Below are 17876 nucleotides of genomic sequence, written 5' to 3'. Positions count from 1 at the left end.
CAATCTGATTCCGTTAATCAAACAGATTGTCAAACAGGGCTTCGGCATTTCCACACTACTACAGATGGTCATTCGCGACGAACCTGCACTGGTTGCGCGGCCTTTTTCTCAGCCGGTATTGCTGGACCTGTCCCTGGCATGGCGCAAAAGTGGACACCTGTCCCGCGCCAATCAAACCTTTATTGAATTTCTGGCCGATCAGATTCGCGACTGACCTGGCTTGAATCAATTGGGCTGATCAGGTGCAGGACTCAACTGGACTCTGCTGCCAACGTGTCAACCAATCCTGAACAGGTGCGGGGCGACCATAGAAATACCCCTGAAACAGAATCGCCTCACTTCTGGCTTTAAGAAACTCAGCTTGCTCATGTGTTTCTACGCCCTCTGCAACTACCTGTAGCTGCATTTTGTCAGCTACAGCCAGAATGGCTTCGATTAATGCGGCGTCATCAGGGTCTTGGGGGCATCCTGCACAAAACTGCGGTCAATTTTGATTTCACTGACCGGCAAGCGTTTCAAATAAGCCAGCGACGAGTAGCCAGTACCAAAATCATCTATAGAGAAACGTAAACCCAGCGTACGCAGCTCTTTCATTTTGGCGGACACATCATCAATATTATTAAGGAATAACCCTTCCGTCACCTCCAGCATCAATTGTGCCGGATTCACGTTCTGTTGTTGTAACACGGCCTTCATCCAAGGTACAAAGGACTGGTTACAGAAGTGCCGGGGGCTGATATTGACAGCCAGGTGCAGCGTGATGCCCATAACCTTCGCCTGATGTATCAAGCTGCAGGCCTGATCCATAACCCAGATATCCAAATCGACGATCAGGTTGGATGACTCTGCAATAGGTATAAAGTCAGCAGGAGAGATCATCCCCAATTCAGGATGTTCCCAGCGTAGTAACAATTCAGCGGCGCGTTTATCTCCCTGAGTATCAAATTGCGGTTGCATAAACAAACGCAGCTGATTCTGTTCCAGTGCACGGTTCAGATCACGCTCCAGGCGGAAACGGTATCCGGCTGCCTCACTCATCGGGGACTCAAAAAAGGTCAGTTGACCACCCCCTTCCAGGCGCGAGTGAGTCAGCGCCATACTGGCGCGTTGAAATACCAGTTCAGCGGTAAGCAGACCATCCTCTTCAGGAAAGCGAGTTACTCCTGAACTGATGGATACACTGATTGGCTCATCATCAATCAGAAAGGGAACTTCAAAGGTCTGTTTGCAATGCTCGGCTAAGGTTACTTCGAGAGCGGTAACAGGCATCTCAGCTAAGCGCTCAGACTGCACCAGAATGGCAAATTCATCACCTGCGACTCTGGCGACATCCACGCGTACTCCAAAAAACTCACACTGACTGATGCGCTGCCCTACCGCTATTAGCAGCGCATCACCAAAACGACTGCCGCGGGCATTATTAATAGTTTTAAAACGGTCGATATTCAGCAGAATCAACAGTACGGAATGAGGCTGTTCAGCCCGGTCCTGCAATACGTCCTGTAACTGTTCCTGTAACCATGCACGGTTAGGGATTTTAGTCAGCGCATCATTATAAGCCAGTGATTCGATATGCTGCTCATACTCAACTTTATCCGTCACATCCTGGACAGTTCCCAGCAAACGTACCATGTCTCCACGGGAATTGCGGATAACATGCAGTTTTTCATGCAGCCAGCGTACATCACTACCCAAGCGCACCCGGTAATCCAGTTCGTAATCCTGACCAGCTAAAGCCCGATCCCAGCTCTGCTGAGTATGCTCAACATCTTCCGCAACAACCTGCGCCATAAAATCGTCAATGCGTATTGGTTGATCGGCTAAAAGGCCAAACATCAGGCGCATCTGTTCTGTACAGTTAAACTGTTCAGTTTCAGGGTCATACTCCCAACTGCCAATACTGGCAACATGCTGGGCATGATTCAGCAGCAACTCATTCTCACGCAACTGCGCTGTAACCTGTTGGTTGAGTTGCTGAGATGCCGCCAAGCGCCGGTTTTTATGTCGAAGAATCAGAACACTGGCTATAAGAAAAGCGGCCGCTCCGACTAACAGCAGTAACCAGTAGAGTTGCCATTGTACCCAGATTTCCCGTGGCGTGAGGGTTGATAGCTGATCAAATGGTGGCAAGCGCAGGTCACGCAGCAGTCGGTCTATCTCACGGTAGTCTCCCGGAATGGTAAAACCAGCAATACCGAGCTGTTGAGCCACCTCACCGTTCGCGGGTAGACTGAGCAAGCCAGCCGTCACTTGTCGTACAACATCCGGCGATGTATGCGGCAAAGCCGCAAATGGCCACTCTGGATACAAGCTTGTGGAGGTCATTAATGGATAGCCCGGTTGTCGTTGAGCCCCAATCAGTTTATAGCTACCCGCTGCCAGCAGGCCTTCAGCCTGAAACTGTTCCAGTACACCGGCACGCATAAAACCGGCATCAGCTTCACGTGACAACACAGCATCAATAACGGACTGCAGCGGCAAACCGGTTTCCAGCAGTTCGATATCGTCGCCTGGGCTGATGCCTTGGCGTTTCAACTCAACCGCCTGCATCTGGAAAGCGGCTAAGGATTGACGCGAGATGGCCGCAATACGTTGACCTTTCAGATCGGCCAGATGACGTAAATCAGATCGGTCTGCGCGGCTGAAAATGACACCCGCAAACTGACTGACACTCTCACCAAGCTCATTATTCAGCAAGGTAGCCAGCGGCGATGACAAGCCGTAACGATAAGAGTAGAGCACATAAAGTGATGGATTGGTGAAGATAAAGTCGAGGTCACCCTGATCCATTGCAGCATCCAGAGCTGGCAGATCCAGCACAACCAGCTCAAACGACGGTGCGGCTGACGGCTGCTGATTAAGGTAATCTATCAGAGGCTGCCAGCGACGCAGCGTTATTTCCCGATCATACACCATAGGCATACCAATCCGATAAACTTGCTTGGTCGGCTCTACTGACAGTTCACTGACCTGAGCCTGCAGTTGACCTCCGAGCAAAGCAAGGGTGGCCAGGCTTATGAGCATTATCCATTTCTGCACTAGGCATCTATGCCACATTGTTTTTCCACCATAGAGTTACGTCCTTTGGCTTTAGCCTCATAAAGCGCAGCATCAGCCAAGCCTATCAAAATATCAGCCGCAGGCATATTTTCACCATCACAGCCGGTAATACCGATACTCAAGGTCAGGTGATCCGCTACCGAACTACCTTTATGCTCAATCTTCAGCGCACTCATAGCCGACAACAACTCGGATGCCAGTATGCGTGCCGCGGTAATATCTGTTTCCGGCAGAATACAGACAAACTCTTCACCCCCATAACGTGCCACAAAATCCTGGCTGCGGCTAACCACTCGACGGAGTAGTTCAGCCACCTGGCGCAAACACTCATCACCAGCCTGATGCCCATATAAGTCGTTATAGTTTTTGAAGAAATCCACGTCAATCATTAACACACACAAAGGCAGTTTACGCTCACGACACAAACTCACCAAGCGTTCCAATTGGTGATCAAACCCGCGTCGATTGCTGATACCTGTAAGACCATCCGTGCGTGACAGCGCCTCCACCCGATTGCTTTGTTCGTTGGCCTGAAGGGCATAGAAATTAAACGCCTTAGCCAGCTCGGTGATTTCATCACGGCCACCGATGTAGATCTGCTCCGGTGAACTGTCGTCAACCTTTGTCATCACCATTGTTTTCAGACGCTGCAAGCGGTTGATCACCTGAATTTTGATACACCAGATGATGACCACCAGAAACCCCAGCGCCAGTAATGACAACACACCGATCCAGTATGTCTGACGGTTAAGCTTTTCAGACATATCACCAACTTCCTGGATGAGTTGGGATTGCTTCTTCAGGGTTATATGTTCCGCTTCAAATCCGAAGTCCTGCACCATGGAACGAATAAATCGAGTCCGCCCGGTTACCCGCCCGTCAATACGCAACTGTTCTGAACGCAGCTTGATTAAACCGGTTTCATCGAGTAACAGTAAAGACAAGCTGTCTTGCAGTGTCATCGCATTAGTACGCAGGCTAGCGTCCAGTGTATTCAAAAGCGCCTGCTGTTTACTCAGATCATTACGGATCAACTCGGTTAATTGGCGCAGTTCATTGAGCCGATCAACACTTTGCACCTGCCCCACACGAACAATAATACCGGAAAAATTCAGCGCCCATTGCGGCAGCGCCTGTGAGTCACGTGCCACGACTGCAACCTGGTCATAAAAACGGTAAATTTCCTGCAACAGATGGCTTATGGCCTGCTGATAGTAAAGGTGTTGTTCAATCAATTCATTTAGATACCTGAGTTCTCGCTGGATAGCGTCAAATTTAAGCGCTAACTGATGACTCTGCTGCTCACTGAGCAATTGTTGTATATCCCTGCTCTTCTGCTCTATATCACGATAGGCTAAACGACGCATGGCCTGACTTTCGGCTCGCGTTAGCTGTTCAGTCAGGTAGGGTAGTTCTTTGACCTGAGCAGCCAGCATGGCAGCCTGACGTATCTCAGGTAAGGACGTGGATACAATACCGGTTAGTACATTTTCGAAAGTCGCTGATCGGTAATAAGCAATGCCCGCCATCAGCAGAAACAGCAACAAAAAACTAAGCAATGCGGCTGTCAACCGAGTGGCGATGCTGTGTCTAAGTTGTAAAATAGGCAAACTCATAGCTAGCGAATATCCACCAGGCGGCCCTCCACAACTGGGGCCAATCCGTTGGTACTGTGTACATAATCCATCAGAATATCAGACACCAGACGTGTCATCTGACCACTGTAACGTATCGATGGCTGACCAATGAACATATCAAATCCATCACCACCAGTAGCCAAAAACTGGCGTGTTGCCAGACGGTATTGCTGGTTTACACCCAGTGGTTGCCCACCAATCTGTACCTGTAGCACACGCTGGCCGACCGGACGACTGGTGTCATAAGTTACTTGCATACCAGACACATGCGGAAAACGGCCTTTGATTTCCTCGATCTGACTCAATCCATTTTCCAGCGCTTCCAGCAAAGTAGTGCCACTCACTTCAATCAGGACAATCTGATCACGAAACGGCACCTCACGCATAATATCCCGGCGTGTAAGCCGATCACCCACCTCATAGCGGCGTTCTCCTCGAATAAAGCCACCATTAATCAAGCCAATATCGGCACCGGCATGTGCACGAATAACATCGGCAAGTAAATTACCCAGCGCATTTTCAGTTGTCCTGACATCATCCTGATAGGTAGCAAAGGGCGTCTCTACCTGACCGATTTCTTCGTTCAATAACATTTCTAGGCGCTGGTTATAATCATCTACCTGCTGCATCACATAAGGGTCAGGCGCATAGCTATTCATGCTTTCTGCATGCCACTCCAGCAACAGGGGCTCTCCAGAGGCAGCAGCTAAATTCAACTCAACCAAAGCAACCTGATCACCCTCTGTGACCCAAATATGCTGGGGATGCATGCTATCCAGTGCATGCTCAGCCAGTAACAAGTGCTCATCCTTGCCGATTGCCAGATCGATAACGCCGTCATGAAGTAACTGGTCCAGTGCTGCAAAATACTCCAGATAATCACGGTAGCAGCAGGAGTATGTCAGAATGATCCGGTCAGCACCCGCGGCCCGCAACTGCTCAGCCCGGCTGATAATGCTCTCAACAGGATTTAATACATCGACCCGCTGCAGGTTGTACTCTTGATGAGTAATCGGCGGCACCACTGCCACAAAACCCAACCTGGTACCGTGCTGCTGTATCAATAACGTATTGCTGATGCCATCCAGATTATTACCGGTCAAGGGGTCATGTAAGTTGGATGCAATCACCGGAAAAGCCGCTTCATAAGCACGCAAAGACAGTTCATCTTCACCAAAACTGAATTCACGCTTACCCGCCACCATGGCGACTGGTTCCAGAGAGTTGAGCAGGTCAATGATATGTGCGCCCATATCTAAAGAAGACATGGCACTGGGCGCCAGCCCTCCCCACCAGAGATAAACAACAGTGGTACTGGCTCTGCACGGTAGTGGTTCAGTAAACCAGCCAGTCGCGGATAGCTGCCCTTTGCCTCGCTGTCCATCTCAGTCATTTCACTGACATAAACCAACCTAAGGCGGTTATCCTGAGCAGCTAATGGCAGGGGTAGAAAAAATACCCAAAACGCCAGACAGGTTAAAAGTTGCTTAAGTAACGAACTGCTAGCACTCAACATTGCTGATTCCTTCCGGAGCTGGTTCCGGCTGTTGTTTCTAACCCGCTTAACATCTGTACATTCAGATTACTGTATCACCGTATAAAAAGCTAAAATAAGCCACCCAAACAGATGAATTTACTGCACTGCCTGCATCAATCAGATTCAACACACGATGAATATTTAGATGATTCACCCTGCAGATCTACACCCACACTTTGTCGCTGATGTGATAATATGCGTCGCCTGACATTAAATGGCGATATTTTTTCGCAAAATTCTGTGAGTTGCCAATATGAGTAAGACCACGTCTCTGGACAAAAGCAAGATCAAAATTCTGCTACTCGAAGGTGTGCACCAGTCTGCCATCGATACCTTTCATGCCAACGGTTATACCAACATCGAAACCCATAGCGGCTCGTTGACTGAAGATGAGCTGATTGAACGCATCAAGGATGTGCATTTTGTCGGTATTCGCTCCCGCACCCAGTTAACTGCAAACGTCTTTGCTGCCGCTGAAAAACTGGTTGCTGTGGGCTGTTTCTGTATCGGTACCAATCAGGTGGATCTTGCAGCTGCAACCCAGTCGGGTATTGCCGTATTCAATGCACCCTTCTCGAATACCCGTTCCGTTGCGGAGTTGGTGCTGGCCGAAGCCATTCTGCTAATGCGTGGTGTACCGGAAAAAAATGCCTGCGCACACCGGGGTGAGTGGCAGAAAACAGCGAAGAATGCTTACGAAATTCGGGGTAAAAAACTCGGCATAGTCGGCTATGGCAGCATCGGCACACAACTGAGCATTCTGGCTGAAGGGCTGGGGATGGATGTCTACTTTTACGACGTAGTCACTAAGCTGCCTTTGGGCAATGCCAAGCCTGTAAGCTCTCTGTTTGAACTACTTGCCATCAGCGACATTATTACCCTGCATGTGCCTGAGCTGCCTTCAACGCGCAACATGATGGGTGCGGCCCAGTTTGCCAGATGAAGCAAGGCAGCATATTTATGAATGCTTCACGCGGCAATGTTGTTGATATCGATGCCCTGTGCGAGGCACTGGAATCCGGCAAGCTGCTGGGTGCGGCTATCGATGTTTTTCCAGTCGAACCCCGCAGTAACAATGATGAGTTCATCAGCCCATTGCGTCGTTTCGACAATGTGATTCTGACTCCACATGTGGGTGGCTCCACCATGGAAGCTCAGGAAAACATCGGTTATGAAGTCTCCGAGAAACTGATTACCTACAGTGACAATGGCTCGTCAATTACGTCGGTCAACTTCCCGGAAGTGGCACTGCCAGGTCATCCAGACAGCCACCGTCTGTTGCATGTTCATCAGAACATCCCGGGGGTATTGTCACGCATCAACAGTATATTTTCGGACAACGACATCAACATACTGGGGCAATACCTGCAAACCAACGAGAGTGTTGGCTATGTAGTTATTGATGTGAATGCCGATTATTCGGGTCTGGCCCTGGATAAACTCGCCAGCATCGAAGGCACGATTCGCTGCCGCCGTTTATTCTAATCGCTGCTCTATAACCACCCCATCAGCACCCTGTTACGGCTGCTGATGGGGCGTTTTTATACTCTCCTGCAGGATCCCAGAAACTCATCGATATGGGCAAATACCCTGTCTCGATACTCATCTGACTCATTTACCAGTTGATGCCTGGCATCACGCACCAAGCGCAATTCAGCTGCCGGGCAGAGCTGATCCAGCACAGCTATGTTATAACGCCAGTTACAGTCTGATCACCCGTTCCTTGAATAACCATCAGCTTATCCAAGCAAGGGCCCGCTTTTTCAATATCGGCAACCCACTTGAGCATGGAGCCTATCCAGCTGATCGCCATATAGCGGTGCTGTAGCGGGTCACGAGACTCACGAAAGTGCAGAAAATCGGTATCATGCGAATTGCTACTGAAGCGTCGACGCACACGGCGCAAGCACCAGTGCATCGCTTTATAAACACTGCGGATATAATAATAATCCACTGGCCGGATGAGTGGAGCCAGAAAGACTGCGCCAGCAAACCCCCAACGCCGCTTCTGCTCCTGATCCGACTGCATCAAAAGCGTCAGAATGATAGCGGCACCGGTGCTTTGCCCCATCATCACCAGTGGCCCCTTAAATAACGGCGTATAATTATTCAGAACCTGCTGAAATTGGCGCACATACTGATCAAATCCATTAATACCCAAGGGCTCCCCAGCTGATAAACCATGCCCTGGCAAATCATAAGTCAGCACATTCCAACCCTGACGCACCAAGTGATCAATCAGTCCGCTGTACATCCCGGAATGATCCGTATAACCATGCAAGAGCACTATTGTGCCTCGTGCAAAACGTCGCCGAAAATATTGTAGAAACAGTCGAGATCCCGTTATCCACTCAGCCCTGCAGAATATACCACCTCATCAGGCAAGCGGGTAAAACCATAGTGCGCATAGTATTCACGCAGATGCTTATCACAGAGAGTGACCTGCTCTGTATCAAACGTTTCAAGCTCATTCTGTAAAGCTTGCACCCAATTTTCATCCAGAACCGGGGGTTGTTCCAAAGGCATATCCATTTTTTTTATCAGTGCTATATTCATGTTGCGTTGTATTATTCTAAAGAGTCCCTCTAATGATTGCACCCAAAGATGACAATTCCAAGACAAGCTACCTTAGACCCTTCGCCTAGGGACAAAGCGGCTTTTTTACGGTATGGTACGGTTGCATTTTTGTAATTAACCGTTACCCGAAGCGCCTGCCTGGTGCCAGTTCGGGGCAATAAAAATCTTGAGGCATAACCATGAGCCAGAGGGTTCAGATAGGCGGCCTGCAGGTCGCAGAGAATCTATACAACTTTATTAATCAGGAAGCCCTGCCCGGCACAGGTGTCGATCAACAGAGCTTCTGGCAACATTTTGATGCAATCGTCCACGATCTTGCACCGCGTAACCGTGCACTGCTGGAAAAGCGTGAGCAGATTCAAGCTCAGATCGATGCATGGCACCTTGAACACAAAGGTCAGCCATTGGACATGAACGCTTACAAGGCGTTTTTGCAGGAAATAGGCTACCTCCTACCTGAGGGTGAAGATTTCAGCGCCACCACCACCAATGTTGATCCGGAAATGGCCAGCCTGGCCGGGCCACAGTTAGTTGTCCCTGTCATGAACGCTCGTTACGCACTGAACGCAGCCAATGCACGCTGGGGCAGTCTTTACGATGCACTCTATGGTACTGATGCCATCTCTGATGCCGACGGTGCAGAAGCTGGCAACAGCTACAATCCGGTACGTGGCGCCAAAGTCATCGAATTTGCACGTAACTTCCTCGATGATAGCGCGCCTTTGAGCCAGGGTTCGCATAAAGATGCCACTGCCTATGCTGTCGTTGACGGCAAACTGCTGGTCAGCCTGAAAGATGGCAGCAAAGTGAGCCTGGCAGACGCACAGCAACTGATCGGTTATACCGGTGAAGCGGCCAATCCAACCAGTATCTGCCTGAAACAGAATGGTCTGCATTTCGAAATCCAGTTTGACCGCGACAGTCTGATCGGTAAAACCGATGCAGCAGGCATTAAAGATGTACTGATGGAAGCGGCCTTGTCCACCATTATGGACTGCGAAGACTCTATTGCCGCAGTTGATGCGGATGACAAGGTTGTGGTGTATCGCAACTGGCTGGGCCTGATGAAAGGCACGCTGACCGAAGAGATCAACAAAGGGGGTCGCGCTTTTACCCGCAAAATGAACCCGGATCGTGAATACACGGGTACAGATGGCAGCAAGGTTAGTCTGAAAGGCCGCAGCCTGATGTTCGTGCGCAACGTGGGTCATCTGATGACCATCAACGCGATTCTGGACAAAGATGGCAATGAAATCCCTGAAGGCATGCTGGATGGTCTGGTGACCTCACTGATTTCCATTCATGACCTGAAAGGCAACAGTGACTTCCGCAACAGCGTCACCGGTTCTATGTATATCGTAAAACCGAAAATGCACGGACCGGAAGAAGTGGCGTTTGCCAATGAGCTATTTGCCCGTATCGAAGATGCCCTTGGCCTTGAGCGCTTTACCCTGAAAATGGGCATTATGGACGAAGAGCGTCGCACTACCGTCAACCTGAAAGAGTGCATCCGCGCCGCCAAAGAACGCGTCGTCTTCATCAATACCGGTTTCCTTGATCGTACCGGTGATGAAATGCACACCTCGATGGAAGCCGGTCCGATGCTACGTAAAGGCGACATGAAAGCCACTGCCTGGATTAAAGCCTATGAAGACTGGAACGTCGATACCGGTCTGATGTGTGGCCTGCAGGGCCGTGCGCAGATAGGTAAGGGTATGTGGGCCATGCCGGAACTGATGGCCGCCATGCTGGAGCAGAAAATTGCTCACCCCATGTCGGGTGCTAACACCGCCTGGGTACCTTCACCCACCGCGGCCGCCTTGCACGCTTTGCACTATCATAAGGTCGATGTGTTCGCGCGTCAGGACGAACTCAAATCACGCCCGCGCGCCAGCCTGGATGACATCCTCACTATTCCTGTGGCCGAAAATCCCAATTGGAGTGCTGAAGAGATACGTCAGGAGCTGGACAACAATGCACAGGGTATTCTCGGCTACGTAGTACGCTGGGTAGACCAAGGTGTTGGCTGCTCAAAAGTACCTGACATTAACGATGTAGGCCTGATGGAAGACCGCGCTACCCTGCGTATCTCCAGCCAGCATATTGCCAACTGGTTGCATCATGGTATCTGCTCGGAAGAGCAGGTGATGGAAACCATGAAGCGTATGGCCGCCGTTGTGGATCGCCAGAATGCCGGTGATGCACTCTACCGCCCCATGGCTGAAGACTTTGACGGCAGCGTCGCCTTCCAGGCCGCCTGCGAGTTGGTGTTCAAAGGCCGCGAGCAGCCCAGTGGCTACACTGAGCCAGTCTTGCACCGTCGCCGTATCGAAGCCAAGGCCAAGTTCGGCGCTTAAGCAACCTGACCTTAGCTATCCAAGTGACCCAAGCCCGCCAATCGGCGGGCTTTTTTATGTACAGGATGTACGCTATACCGCGGGCGCATGGATGCGCAGGAGCGGTGCATGACTCCAGCACAGCACAAATGTCAGTGAACGGCGCAAGCCAGCATTAGGTTTATACGGCGGCCTGCAACTTGCTAGGGCTAGATAATCATACCCGTTACGGGTATGATTTTGGTGTTTTACTGGAGGTGTGTTGTGACGAGCAAAATCATTGAATCTCTGCGCGGTGACCTGGACGCATTACACAAGGCTGGTGCAATCAGCAAGGTGACGATGCGCGAGTTCGACGCGATCTGTCCGCCGCCAGTACGTGAGTTCAGTGCTGACGACATTAAACGTCTGCGTGAAGGACTGCACTTCAGTCAGCCCGTGTTTGCCCATCATCTGCACACCAGCGCCTCTACAGTGCGCAAGTGGGAACAGGGCAAAACGCGTCCAGCCGGTCCGGCGCTCAAGCTTCTTAATGTCATCGCCGACAAAGGCTTGCAGGCCATTATCTGATGAGTGTGCGACGGAGATACAGCTAGTAAACGGCTGTTCAATACACTGGCTGGCACGCAGGGATACAGGCAGAGCAACTCATATAATGCAATTAATTCATGATTATAGAAATATAAATCAATTTTACTCATATAAAATCACTGTTAGAGTTATCCTGAATTTAATTCATAAATATTCGAACTAAATAAGGATATACTCATGATAACGCTACACAACCTGGGCTTTCCCCGCATAGGAGCCAAGCGAGAGCTTAAATTTGCCCTGGAAGCCTACTGGCAGGGCAACCTGGATGCCGATGCACTGACGGACACCGTCAACCAGTTACTCGATGCCCAACTGCAACGTCAGCAGCAAAGCGGCTTACATCTTTTACCTGTCGGTGACTTCAGCCTCTATGATCATGTGCTCGATACCAGCTTCCTGCTGGGCAATCTACCCAAGCGCTTTCACACCGAGCAGCCCATCCCGGATCTGGATCAGTATTTTCGCGTAGCCCGTGGGCGCTCCCGCCAGGGTGAACCGGTCAGTGCTGGCGAAATGACCAAGTGGTTTGACACCAACTACCACTATATCGTCCCTGAATTCGATACAGATACCCTCTTCAGCCTGCATGCCGAAGAACTGCTGGCTCAGATTGAACGCGCCACCCAAACCGGCAGCCCCGTCAAACCAGTAATACTCGGTCCTCTTACCTACCTCTGGCTAGGCAAGTGCAAAGAAGCACCTCTGGATAAGCTCAATCTGCTACAAAGCCTGTTGCCGGTGTATGCCGAACTCCTGGCCAGGCTAAAAAACCAGGGTATTGAATGGGTGCAGGTGGATGAACCCATTCTGGCACTGGATCTGGATAGCGCCTGGAAAGCCGCCTTTAGCCGTGTGTACGACTCACTGATCCAGAACAGCCCTAATCTGCTGTTAACCAGCTATTTCGGGCCATTGCTCGACAATCTGGAAACGGCTGTATCTTTACCGGTTGCCGGACTGCATATTGATGCCGTCAGAGGAAAAGCTGAGCTACCCAAGCTACTAGAGCGCTGGCCGACAGATAAAGTGCTATCACTGGGCGTGATTGATGGACGCAATATCTGGCGCAGCAACCTTAACGCACTCCTGAATGAACTGGCGCCGGTGTATGCGGCACGCGGCGATAAGCTCTGGCTAGCACCTTCCTGTTCCTTGTTACATCTGCCAGTATCACTGGCCGAAGAAGACCAGCTGAACCCAGAGTTACGCAGTTGGCTGGCATTTGCGAGTGAAAAGCTGGACGAGCTGGCACTACTTGGGCGTGCACTCGAACAGGGGCGCGAGGCCGTGCTGCCCGAGCTTGAAGCCAACGCACGCGCCATAGAAAGCCGCCGCTGTTCAGCACAGGTTACGCAACGCCCGGTGCAAGAACGCCTTGCCAGCATTCAACCGGATCAGTTACAGCGCCTGTCCAGCTATCCGCAACGCGCCACCCTGCAGCGTCAGCGCTTTCACCTGCCGCTCTACCCGACTACAACGATTGGCTCTTTCCCACAGACGGCTGAGACTACGCCAGGCGCGACTGAAATACAAACAGAAACAGCTGTCGACAGATGACTATGTAATCGCCATACGTGAACAGATCGCCTATGCGATTCGAGAACAGGAAGCCTACGGACTGGATGTATTGGTACATGGTGAAGCTGAACGCAATGACATGGTTGAATACTTTGGTGAGCAGTTACAGGGCTATGCGTTTACCCACTTTGGCTGGGTACAATCCTACGGCAGCCGTTGTGTTAAACCACCGATTATCTATGGTGATGTCTCACGCCCAGCGCCAATGACCCTTGACTGGACTGTCTATGCCCAATCACTGACTAACAAACTGGTCAAAGGCATGCTCACAGGGCCGGTGACCATGCTGCAATGGGCCTTTGTTCGCGACGACCAGCCACGCCACCAGACTGCACTGCAGATAGCACTGGCACTACGCGATGAAGTCCAGGATCTGGAAGCCGCCGGTATTCAGATGATCCAGGTTGATGAGCCAGCCTTCCGTGAAGGTATGCCGCTGCGCCGCAGTGACTGGCAGATCTACCTGCAGCAGGCCGCTGAAGCCTTCCGCCTGAGCTGCTCCGGCGTACTGGATTCAACTCAGATCCATACCCACATGTGCTATTCCGAATTCAATGGCATTCTCGATGCGATTGCTGATATGGATGCTGATGTGATCACCATCGAGACGTCGCGTTCTGATATGGAACTGCTGGATGCCTTCGCCCAGTTCGCCTACCCCAATGAGATAGGACCGGGTGTGTACGACATCCATAGCCCCAATGTGCCTGGCGTTGAGCAGATGGTAGCGCTGATGCGCAAAGCCAGTGAATGGATACCGGCCGAGCGCTTGTGGGTCAATCCGGACTGCGGTCTCAAGACACGGCAATGGAACGAAGTGGCGCCGGCACTGAAAAATCTGGTGCTGGCGGCACAACAGCTCCGCGCTGAGCAAAGTGCAGCCGCCTGAAAAACAGCCTGACGGTTTGCCTGAAGTAGCAGACCCCAGTAGTATCCTGTCATCCATGTATGAGCCTATCCCGTAGGAACTCATACATGGATCTGACCAGGAGCTATCACCTATGCCATTTCATCCCCACGTTACCGTTGCCGCACTCATTCAACAACAGGGCCGTTACCTGCTGGTCGAAGAAGGCGATCCGGCGAATCCGGTTTTCAATCAACCGCCGGGCATATCGAAGCCGGGGAAACCCCCGTTGAGGCCTGTATCAGGGAAGTCCTTGAAGAAACCGGCTGGCAGGCCCGTCCGCAACATCTGATTGGCATTTATCTGCTCAATCTGCAACACAAGGAAAAAATCTACTACCGCTTTGGTTTCAAAGCCGAGGCACTGGAGCTGATTACAGACCAACTGGACAGCGATATTATCGCCTGCCACTGGCTAACCCTGGCCGAAATCACCCAACTGCAACAGCAAGGCCGTTTGCGCAGTGACCTGGTGATGCAGTTGATTGAGGATGATCTCAAGGGTCGGCAGTTTCCGTTGGACCTGATCCGCAGCTGATTCAGGGGTGGATTCTATGCCGGTTGCGCCGCCCCTGCTGTATGCCAATCATCACTAACGGAATGACAATCATGGCACTGCCGGTCAAAAACCACAGGTCCGGCTGCTCGGCAAACAGCACCCAACCTAGCGCCACCGCCCAGATCAACCCGGTGTATTCAGCACTGGTTACCTGACTGGCGTCTACCTGACGATAGGCCAGCAACACACTGATATTGTAGCCAAGGATAAACACCGCCGACCCCAGGGCATTCAGCAGCAGTTGAATCGTCCATTCCGCGCCTTCCCACCAGGCCATAAACCCGGCAGCAGGTAGAAGCAGCAGGTAGTTAAGCAGAAGTTTATGCCCGGTAGATTGCTGCTCCGGCAGCTTGCGCACCAATAGCGCCCCAGCGCCAGTGCCAAGGCGGCACCCAGGGCCGCCCAGGCGGCCCAGTTAAACTCCACCGGACGCAGAATAACCAGAATACCGGCAAATCCGCTAAAAACAGCCAACAAACTCAAGCGTTTCAGGCGTTCGCCAAACAGCAGGGCCGACAACACCATTACCAGAATCGGGGCCGCATAAAATAACGCATTCGCCGTCGCCAATGGCAAATGTGACAAGGCAATCACCATACACAGCATACCGCCAAAATGAATATGCGCACGCAGAAAGTGCATCCGGGCACCGTTAAAAAAACCTTGGGATTTAATGCTGATACAAAAAGGCAGCAACAGCAGCAGGGTGATCAGGCTGCGCAGAAACGCAAACAGAAACACCGCTTCACCCGGCTCCGCCATTTTTACAAACACATCCGAGATCAACGCCATCGCATTGCCGATCACCAGCAAAAAAATGGCGCTATTAACTGTTTTACCTGACATGGGACGACCTTGATAACACAAACGCTGACTAAAAATCCTGCACAGAGTCTAAACCCTGTTATTTATCTGATAAAATGATGTTTATTGACCAACTATTAGATATTTAGATAATGAAACTTCCGCCACTTAAAGCGCTGCCGGTATTTGAAGCCGTCGCACGCCTGAACAGCTTTTCACTGGCGGCCGATGAACTGGCTGTCAGTCAGAGCGCAGTCAGTCATCAGATCAAGCAATTAGAGACCTACCTGGGTGAGCCTTTGTTTCACCGTACCGGCCGCTATTTATCCCTGACCGAAGAGGGACGCCAATACCTGGAAGCGATCAGCTCAGCCTTGCTGCAGATAGAGCGTGCCAGTGAGCAACTACTGGGGCAGGAAGCGGCGCGCTTGCGAATATCGGTATTTAGCTCCTTCGCTGTACGCTGGCTGGTACCGCGTTTACCTGAGCTTAGCCGACAGCACCCGCAGCTTGATCTATCCCTGGAGATGACGGGGGAAAATCCACAACTGTCAGACCGGGTTGCTGACTGCTTTATTACCATTCGCAAAACCTCTGCGGCCTTTGCCTATGATTTGCTCTACACAGAACGGCTGTTTCCGGTGTGCAGTCAGGAGTACTGGCAAAAAATCTGTCGGGAGCAGCAATTGGAACCCGCTACCGACCAATTGGACCCCAGGCTGCTGGCCGCTTACCCGCTGCTTTCCACACATAGCATCTTCGATCGTCCAGCCGGGGACTGGGAAGCCTGGTACGCGGCAATTGATCTGAAGCTGCCGCCGCAGCAACGTATTCAACATTTCAGTCATATGCTCCTGGCACTGGAAGCGGCACGTTTTCATCAAGGCATAGCACTGACCAATGATTACATGCTCAATCCACTGCATGATGGTGAAGATTTTGTGCGCCTGCCCTGCCATCAACTGACTACCGGCGATGAGTTCTACTTTGCCTGGAAGCTGGCGCGCCGCAGTGAAGTCGGCATACAGCGCCTGCGCCGCTGGCTGGTCAGCCAGGCGATAGACAGTGGCTTGCGCAATGAGTAATGTGAATAGACACAGGGCTGGAAATAAATCTGCGTGACCCGGCTTGCAGATCGGTGTATAAAGCTCAAAATTTTGCCTGATCCGGGGGCCTTCAAGCATGTCTGATACCTGCACTGCGCTTTATGACACCATTGCCGATGCCCTCGTTGATCAAGGTTACTATTACACTGCAACGGCACAGCCTGGTTTGCCAACAGCGGACCTGCAGCAACGTATACAGCAACTGGATGCGGAAGACGCGATGCATCGCGCCGGTATCGGGCGTGATCAGGACCACCAGCTCAACAGCAATATCCGCCGCGATAAAATCCGCTGGTTACGCCACAGCAATGCTGCTGAAGCCGCCTACCTGGACTGGATGGATGGTTTACGCGAGGGGATTAACCGGCGTTTGTTTATGGGCCTGTTCGACTACGAATGTCACTTTGCCCACTACCCGGTCGGCGCCTTTTATAAGCAACACCTGGATGCCTTCAAAGGTCGCACCAACCGTGTATTAACCACGGTATTCTATCTGAATGATCAGTGGCAACAGGATCAGGGCGGCGAACTGCTGCTCTACAATGACACGGGAGATCGCCTGCTGGAGCAGGTCTTGCCTGAGACAGGCACCCTGCTGGTTTTTCTGAGTGACCGCTTTCCGCATGAAGTCATGCCAACCCAGCGGGACAGGTACAGTATTGCGGGCTGGTTCCGGGTGAATAACTCCCTGAATGCCCAGATAGACCCGCCCAACTGATCCCCGGCCGGATACTGCTGTGCAGTGTGAGGGAGGGTGTATCTAGGTAGTATTCAAGGTCTGAAACGCCAGGCTTAGCGCCCCAGCACCCTGATCGCTACCCGCCCGACCTGACCACTTTCGTCGATTACACTTAGCTGGTGCTCGCCAGGTCTATCCAGGTTCAGCGCCAGAGGTGCTTCACCGACACTCGTCCCGATCGGTTCGCCACTCAGGAACCAGCGTTTCAATCCCACTCCACCTCTGGCTCTGAGGTTGACTCGGAATGACCCCCTCGCGCCCACCGACCAGCCGTACCAGGTCGCCATCACGCAGTCCCAGGATCTGTAGTGGCGCACTGGCGCGCGGATCAGGTAGCGGTGGACAGGTGGACGAAACCGGAGGCAATCGGCGTGCCCGCTGCTCGTGCGGCGGTAGCCAGGCATCCAGCCCTGCAGGCCACAGGGTCATGGCAACGCGACGCG

General features: G+C 51.7%; 15 protein-coding genes and 3 pseudogenes. 8 read left to right on the top strand and 10 right to left on the bottom strand.

From position 1 onward, the window contains the following. A partial coding sequence (locus LH51_RS08895; RefSeq protein WP_036521650.1) for a LysR family transcriptional regulator substrate-binding protein occupies positions 1-214 on the top strand: 214 nt, incomplete at its 5' end. Between the two features lie 24 nt (positions 215-238). Here the strand turns inward: LH51_RS08895 and LH51_RS19090 are convergent. The 4 genes and pseudogenes from LH51_RS19090 to LH51_RS19080 form a co-directional block, all read right to left on the bottom strand. Beyond that, positions 239-2916 (bottom strand): annotated as a pseudogene (locus LH51_RS19090) (EAL domain-containing protein). A gap of 122 nt (positions 2917-3038) precedes the next feature. Further along, a complete protein-coding gene (locus LH51_RS19085; RefSeq protein ID WP_052063609.1) occupies positions 3039-4676 on the bottom strand; it encodes a GGDEF domain-containing protein in 1638 nt (545 codons plus the stop codon). A 2-nt stretch (positions 4677-4678) separates the two neighbouring features. After that, positions 4679-5965: a bifunctional metallophosphatase/5'-nucleotidase gene (locus LH51_RS08880; RefSeq protein WP_081960748.1), complete on the bottom strand. Its 1287-nt coding sequence runs from the start codon at positions 5963-5965 to the stop codon at positions 4679-4681. Further along, positions 5953-6213, bottom strand: coding sequence for a hypothetical protein (locus LH51_RS19080; protein WP_052063607.1), 261 nt, complete (start codon positions 6211-6213; stop codon positions 5953-5955). The genes LH51_RS08880 and LH51_RS19080 overlap by 13 nt, the downstream gene beginning before the upstream one ends. A 274-nt stretch (positions 6214-6487) precedes the next feature. Here LH51_RS19080 and serA point away from each other — a divergent pair. After that, a pseudogene (gene serA / locus LH51_RS08875) lies at positions 6488-7719 on the top strand (phosphoglycerate dehydrogenase). Positions 7720-7918: 199 nt separating this feature from the next. Here serA and LH51_RS08870 read toward each other — a convergent pair. Then, on the bottom strand, positions 7919-8524 hold the full coding sequence (locus LH51_RS08870; protein ID WP_327124635.1) for an alpha/beta fold hydrolase: 606 nt from the start codon (positions 8522-8524) through the stop codon (positions 7919-7921). Positions 8525-8577: 53 nt separating this feature from the next. Beyond that, positions 8578-8790: a hypothetical protein gene (locus tag LH51_RS08865; RefSeq protein WP_036521645.1), complete on the bottom strand. Its 213-nt coding sequence runs from the start codon at positions 8788-8790 to the stop codon at positions 8578-8580. Between the two features lie 200 nt (positions 8791-8990). Here LH51_RS08865 and LH51_RS08860 point away from each other — a divergent pair, with 200 nt between their 5' ends. The 4 genes and pseudogenes from LH51_RS08860 (at position 8991) to LH51_RS24745 (ending at position 14763) form a co-directional block, all read left to right on the top strand. Then, complete coding sequence (locus LH51_RS08860; protein ID WP_036521644.1) at positions 8991-11168, top strand: malate synthase G; 2178 nt, start codon at positions 8991-8993, stop codon at positions 11166-11168. Between the two features lie 243 nt (positions 11169-11411). Next, positions 11412-11717, top strand: a complete 306-nt coding sequence (locus LH51_RS08855; RefSeq protein ID WP_036521642.1) for a helix-turn-helix domain-containing protein — start codon at positions 11412-11414, stop codon at positions 11715-11717. A 198-nt stretch (positions 11718-11915) separates the two neighbouring features. Continuing rightward, positions 11916-14208, top strand: a pseudogene (gene metE / locus LH51_RS08850) (5-methyltetrahydropteroyltriglutamate--homocysteine S-methyltransferase). A gap of 105 nt (positions 14209-14313) precedes the next feature. Further along, on the top strand, positions 14314-14763 hold the full coding sequence (locus LH51_RS24745; protein WP_442934830.1) for an NUDIX domain-containing protein: 450 nt from the start codon (positions 14314-14316) through the stop codon (positions 14761-14763). 1 nt (position 14764) lies between these two features. Here LH51_RS24745 and LH51_RS21365 read toward each other — a convergent pair whose 3' ends face one another. Both LH51_RS21365 and LH51_RS08840 read right to left on the bottom strand, forming a co-directional pair. Then, the gene (locus LH51_RS21365; RefSeq protein WP_442934829.1) at positions 14765-15100 is read right to left on the bottom strand and encodes a hypothetical protein; all 336 of its coding nucleotides are present in this window, start codon (positions 15098-15100) and stop codon (positions 14765-14767) included. Then, the gene (locus LH51_RS08840) at positions 15016-15630 is read right to left on the bottom strand and encodes a DMT family transporter (protein WP_200881934.1); all 615 of its coding nucleotides are present in this window, start codon (positions 15628-15630) and stop codon (positions 15016-15018) included. Before LH51_RS08840 ends, LH51_RS21365 begins: the two co-directional genes overlap by 85 nt. Before the next feature lie 110 nt (positions 15631-15740). On the opposite strand from LH51_RS08840, the gene LH51_RS08835 reads away from it, so the two are divergent. Continuing rightward, entirely contained in the window at positions 15741-16673 is a 933-nt protein-coding gene (locus tag LH51_RS08835; RefSeq protein WP_036521640.1) for a LysR family transcriptional regulator, read from the top strand. Positions 16674-16770: 97 nt separating this feature from the next. After that, positions 16771-17412: a 2OG-Fe(II) oxygenase gene (locus LH51_RS08830; protein WP_036521638.1), complete on the top strand. Its 642-nt coding sequence runs from the start codon at positions 16771-16773 to the stop codon at positions 17410-17412. Positions 17413-17486: 74 nt separating this feature from the next. Here LH51_RS08830 and LH51_RS24740 read toward each other — a convergent pair whose 3' ends face one another. Together LH51_RS24740 and LH51_RS20800 are read right to left on the bottom strand one after the other, a co-directional pair. Further along, positions 17487-17648 (bottom strand): hypothetical protein, encoded by a 162-nt coding sequence (locus LH51_RS24740; protein ID WP_442934828.1) that lies wholly within the window; start codon positions 17646-17648, stop codon positions 17487-17489. Continuing rightward, the coding region (locus LH51_RS20800; protein WP_160173702.1) for a hypothetical protein at positions 17593-17876 on the bottom strand (284 nt) is incomplete at its 5' end. The genes LH51_RS20800 and LH51_RS24740, both read right to left, overlap by 56 nt.

Origin of the sequence: Nitrincola sp. A-D6, from assembly GCF_000764495.1 — a bacterium.
GTDB lineage: Bacteria > Pseudomonadota > Gammaproteobacteria > Pseudomonadales > Balneatricaceae > Nitrincola.
This window is presented reverse-complemented; position numbering and strand designations above follow the sequence as displayed.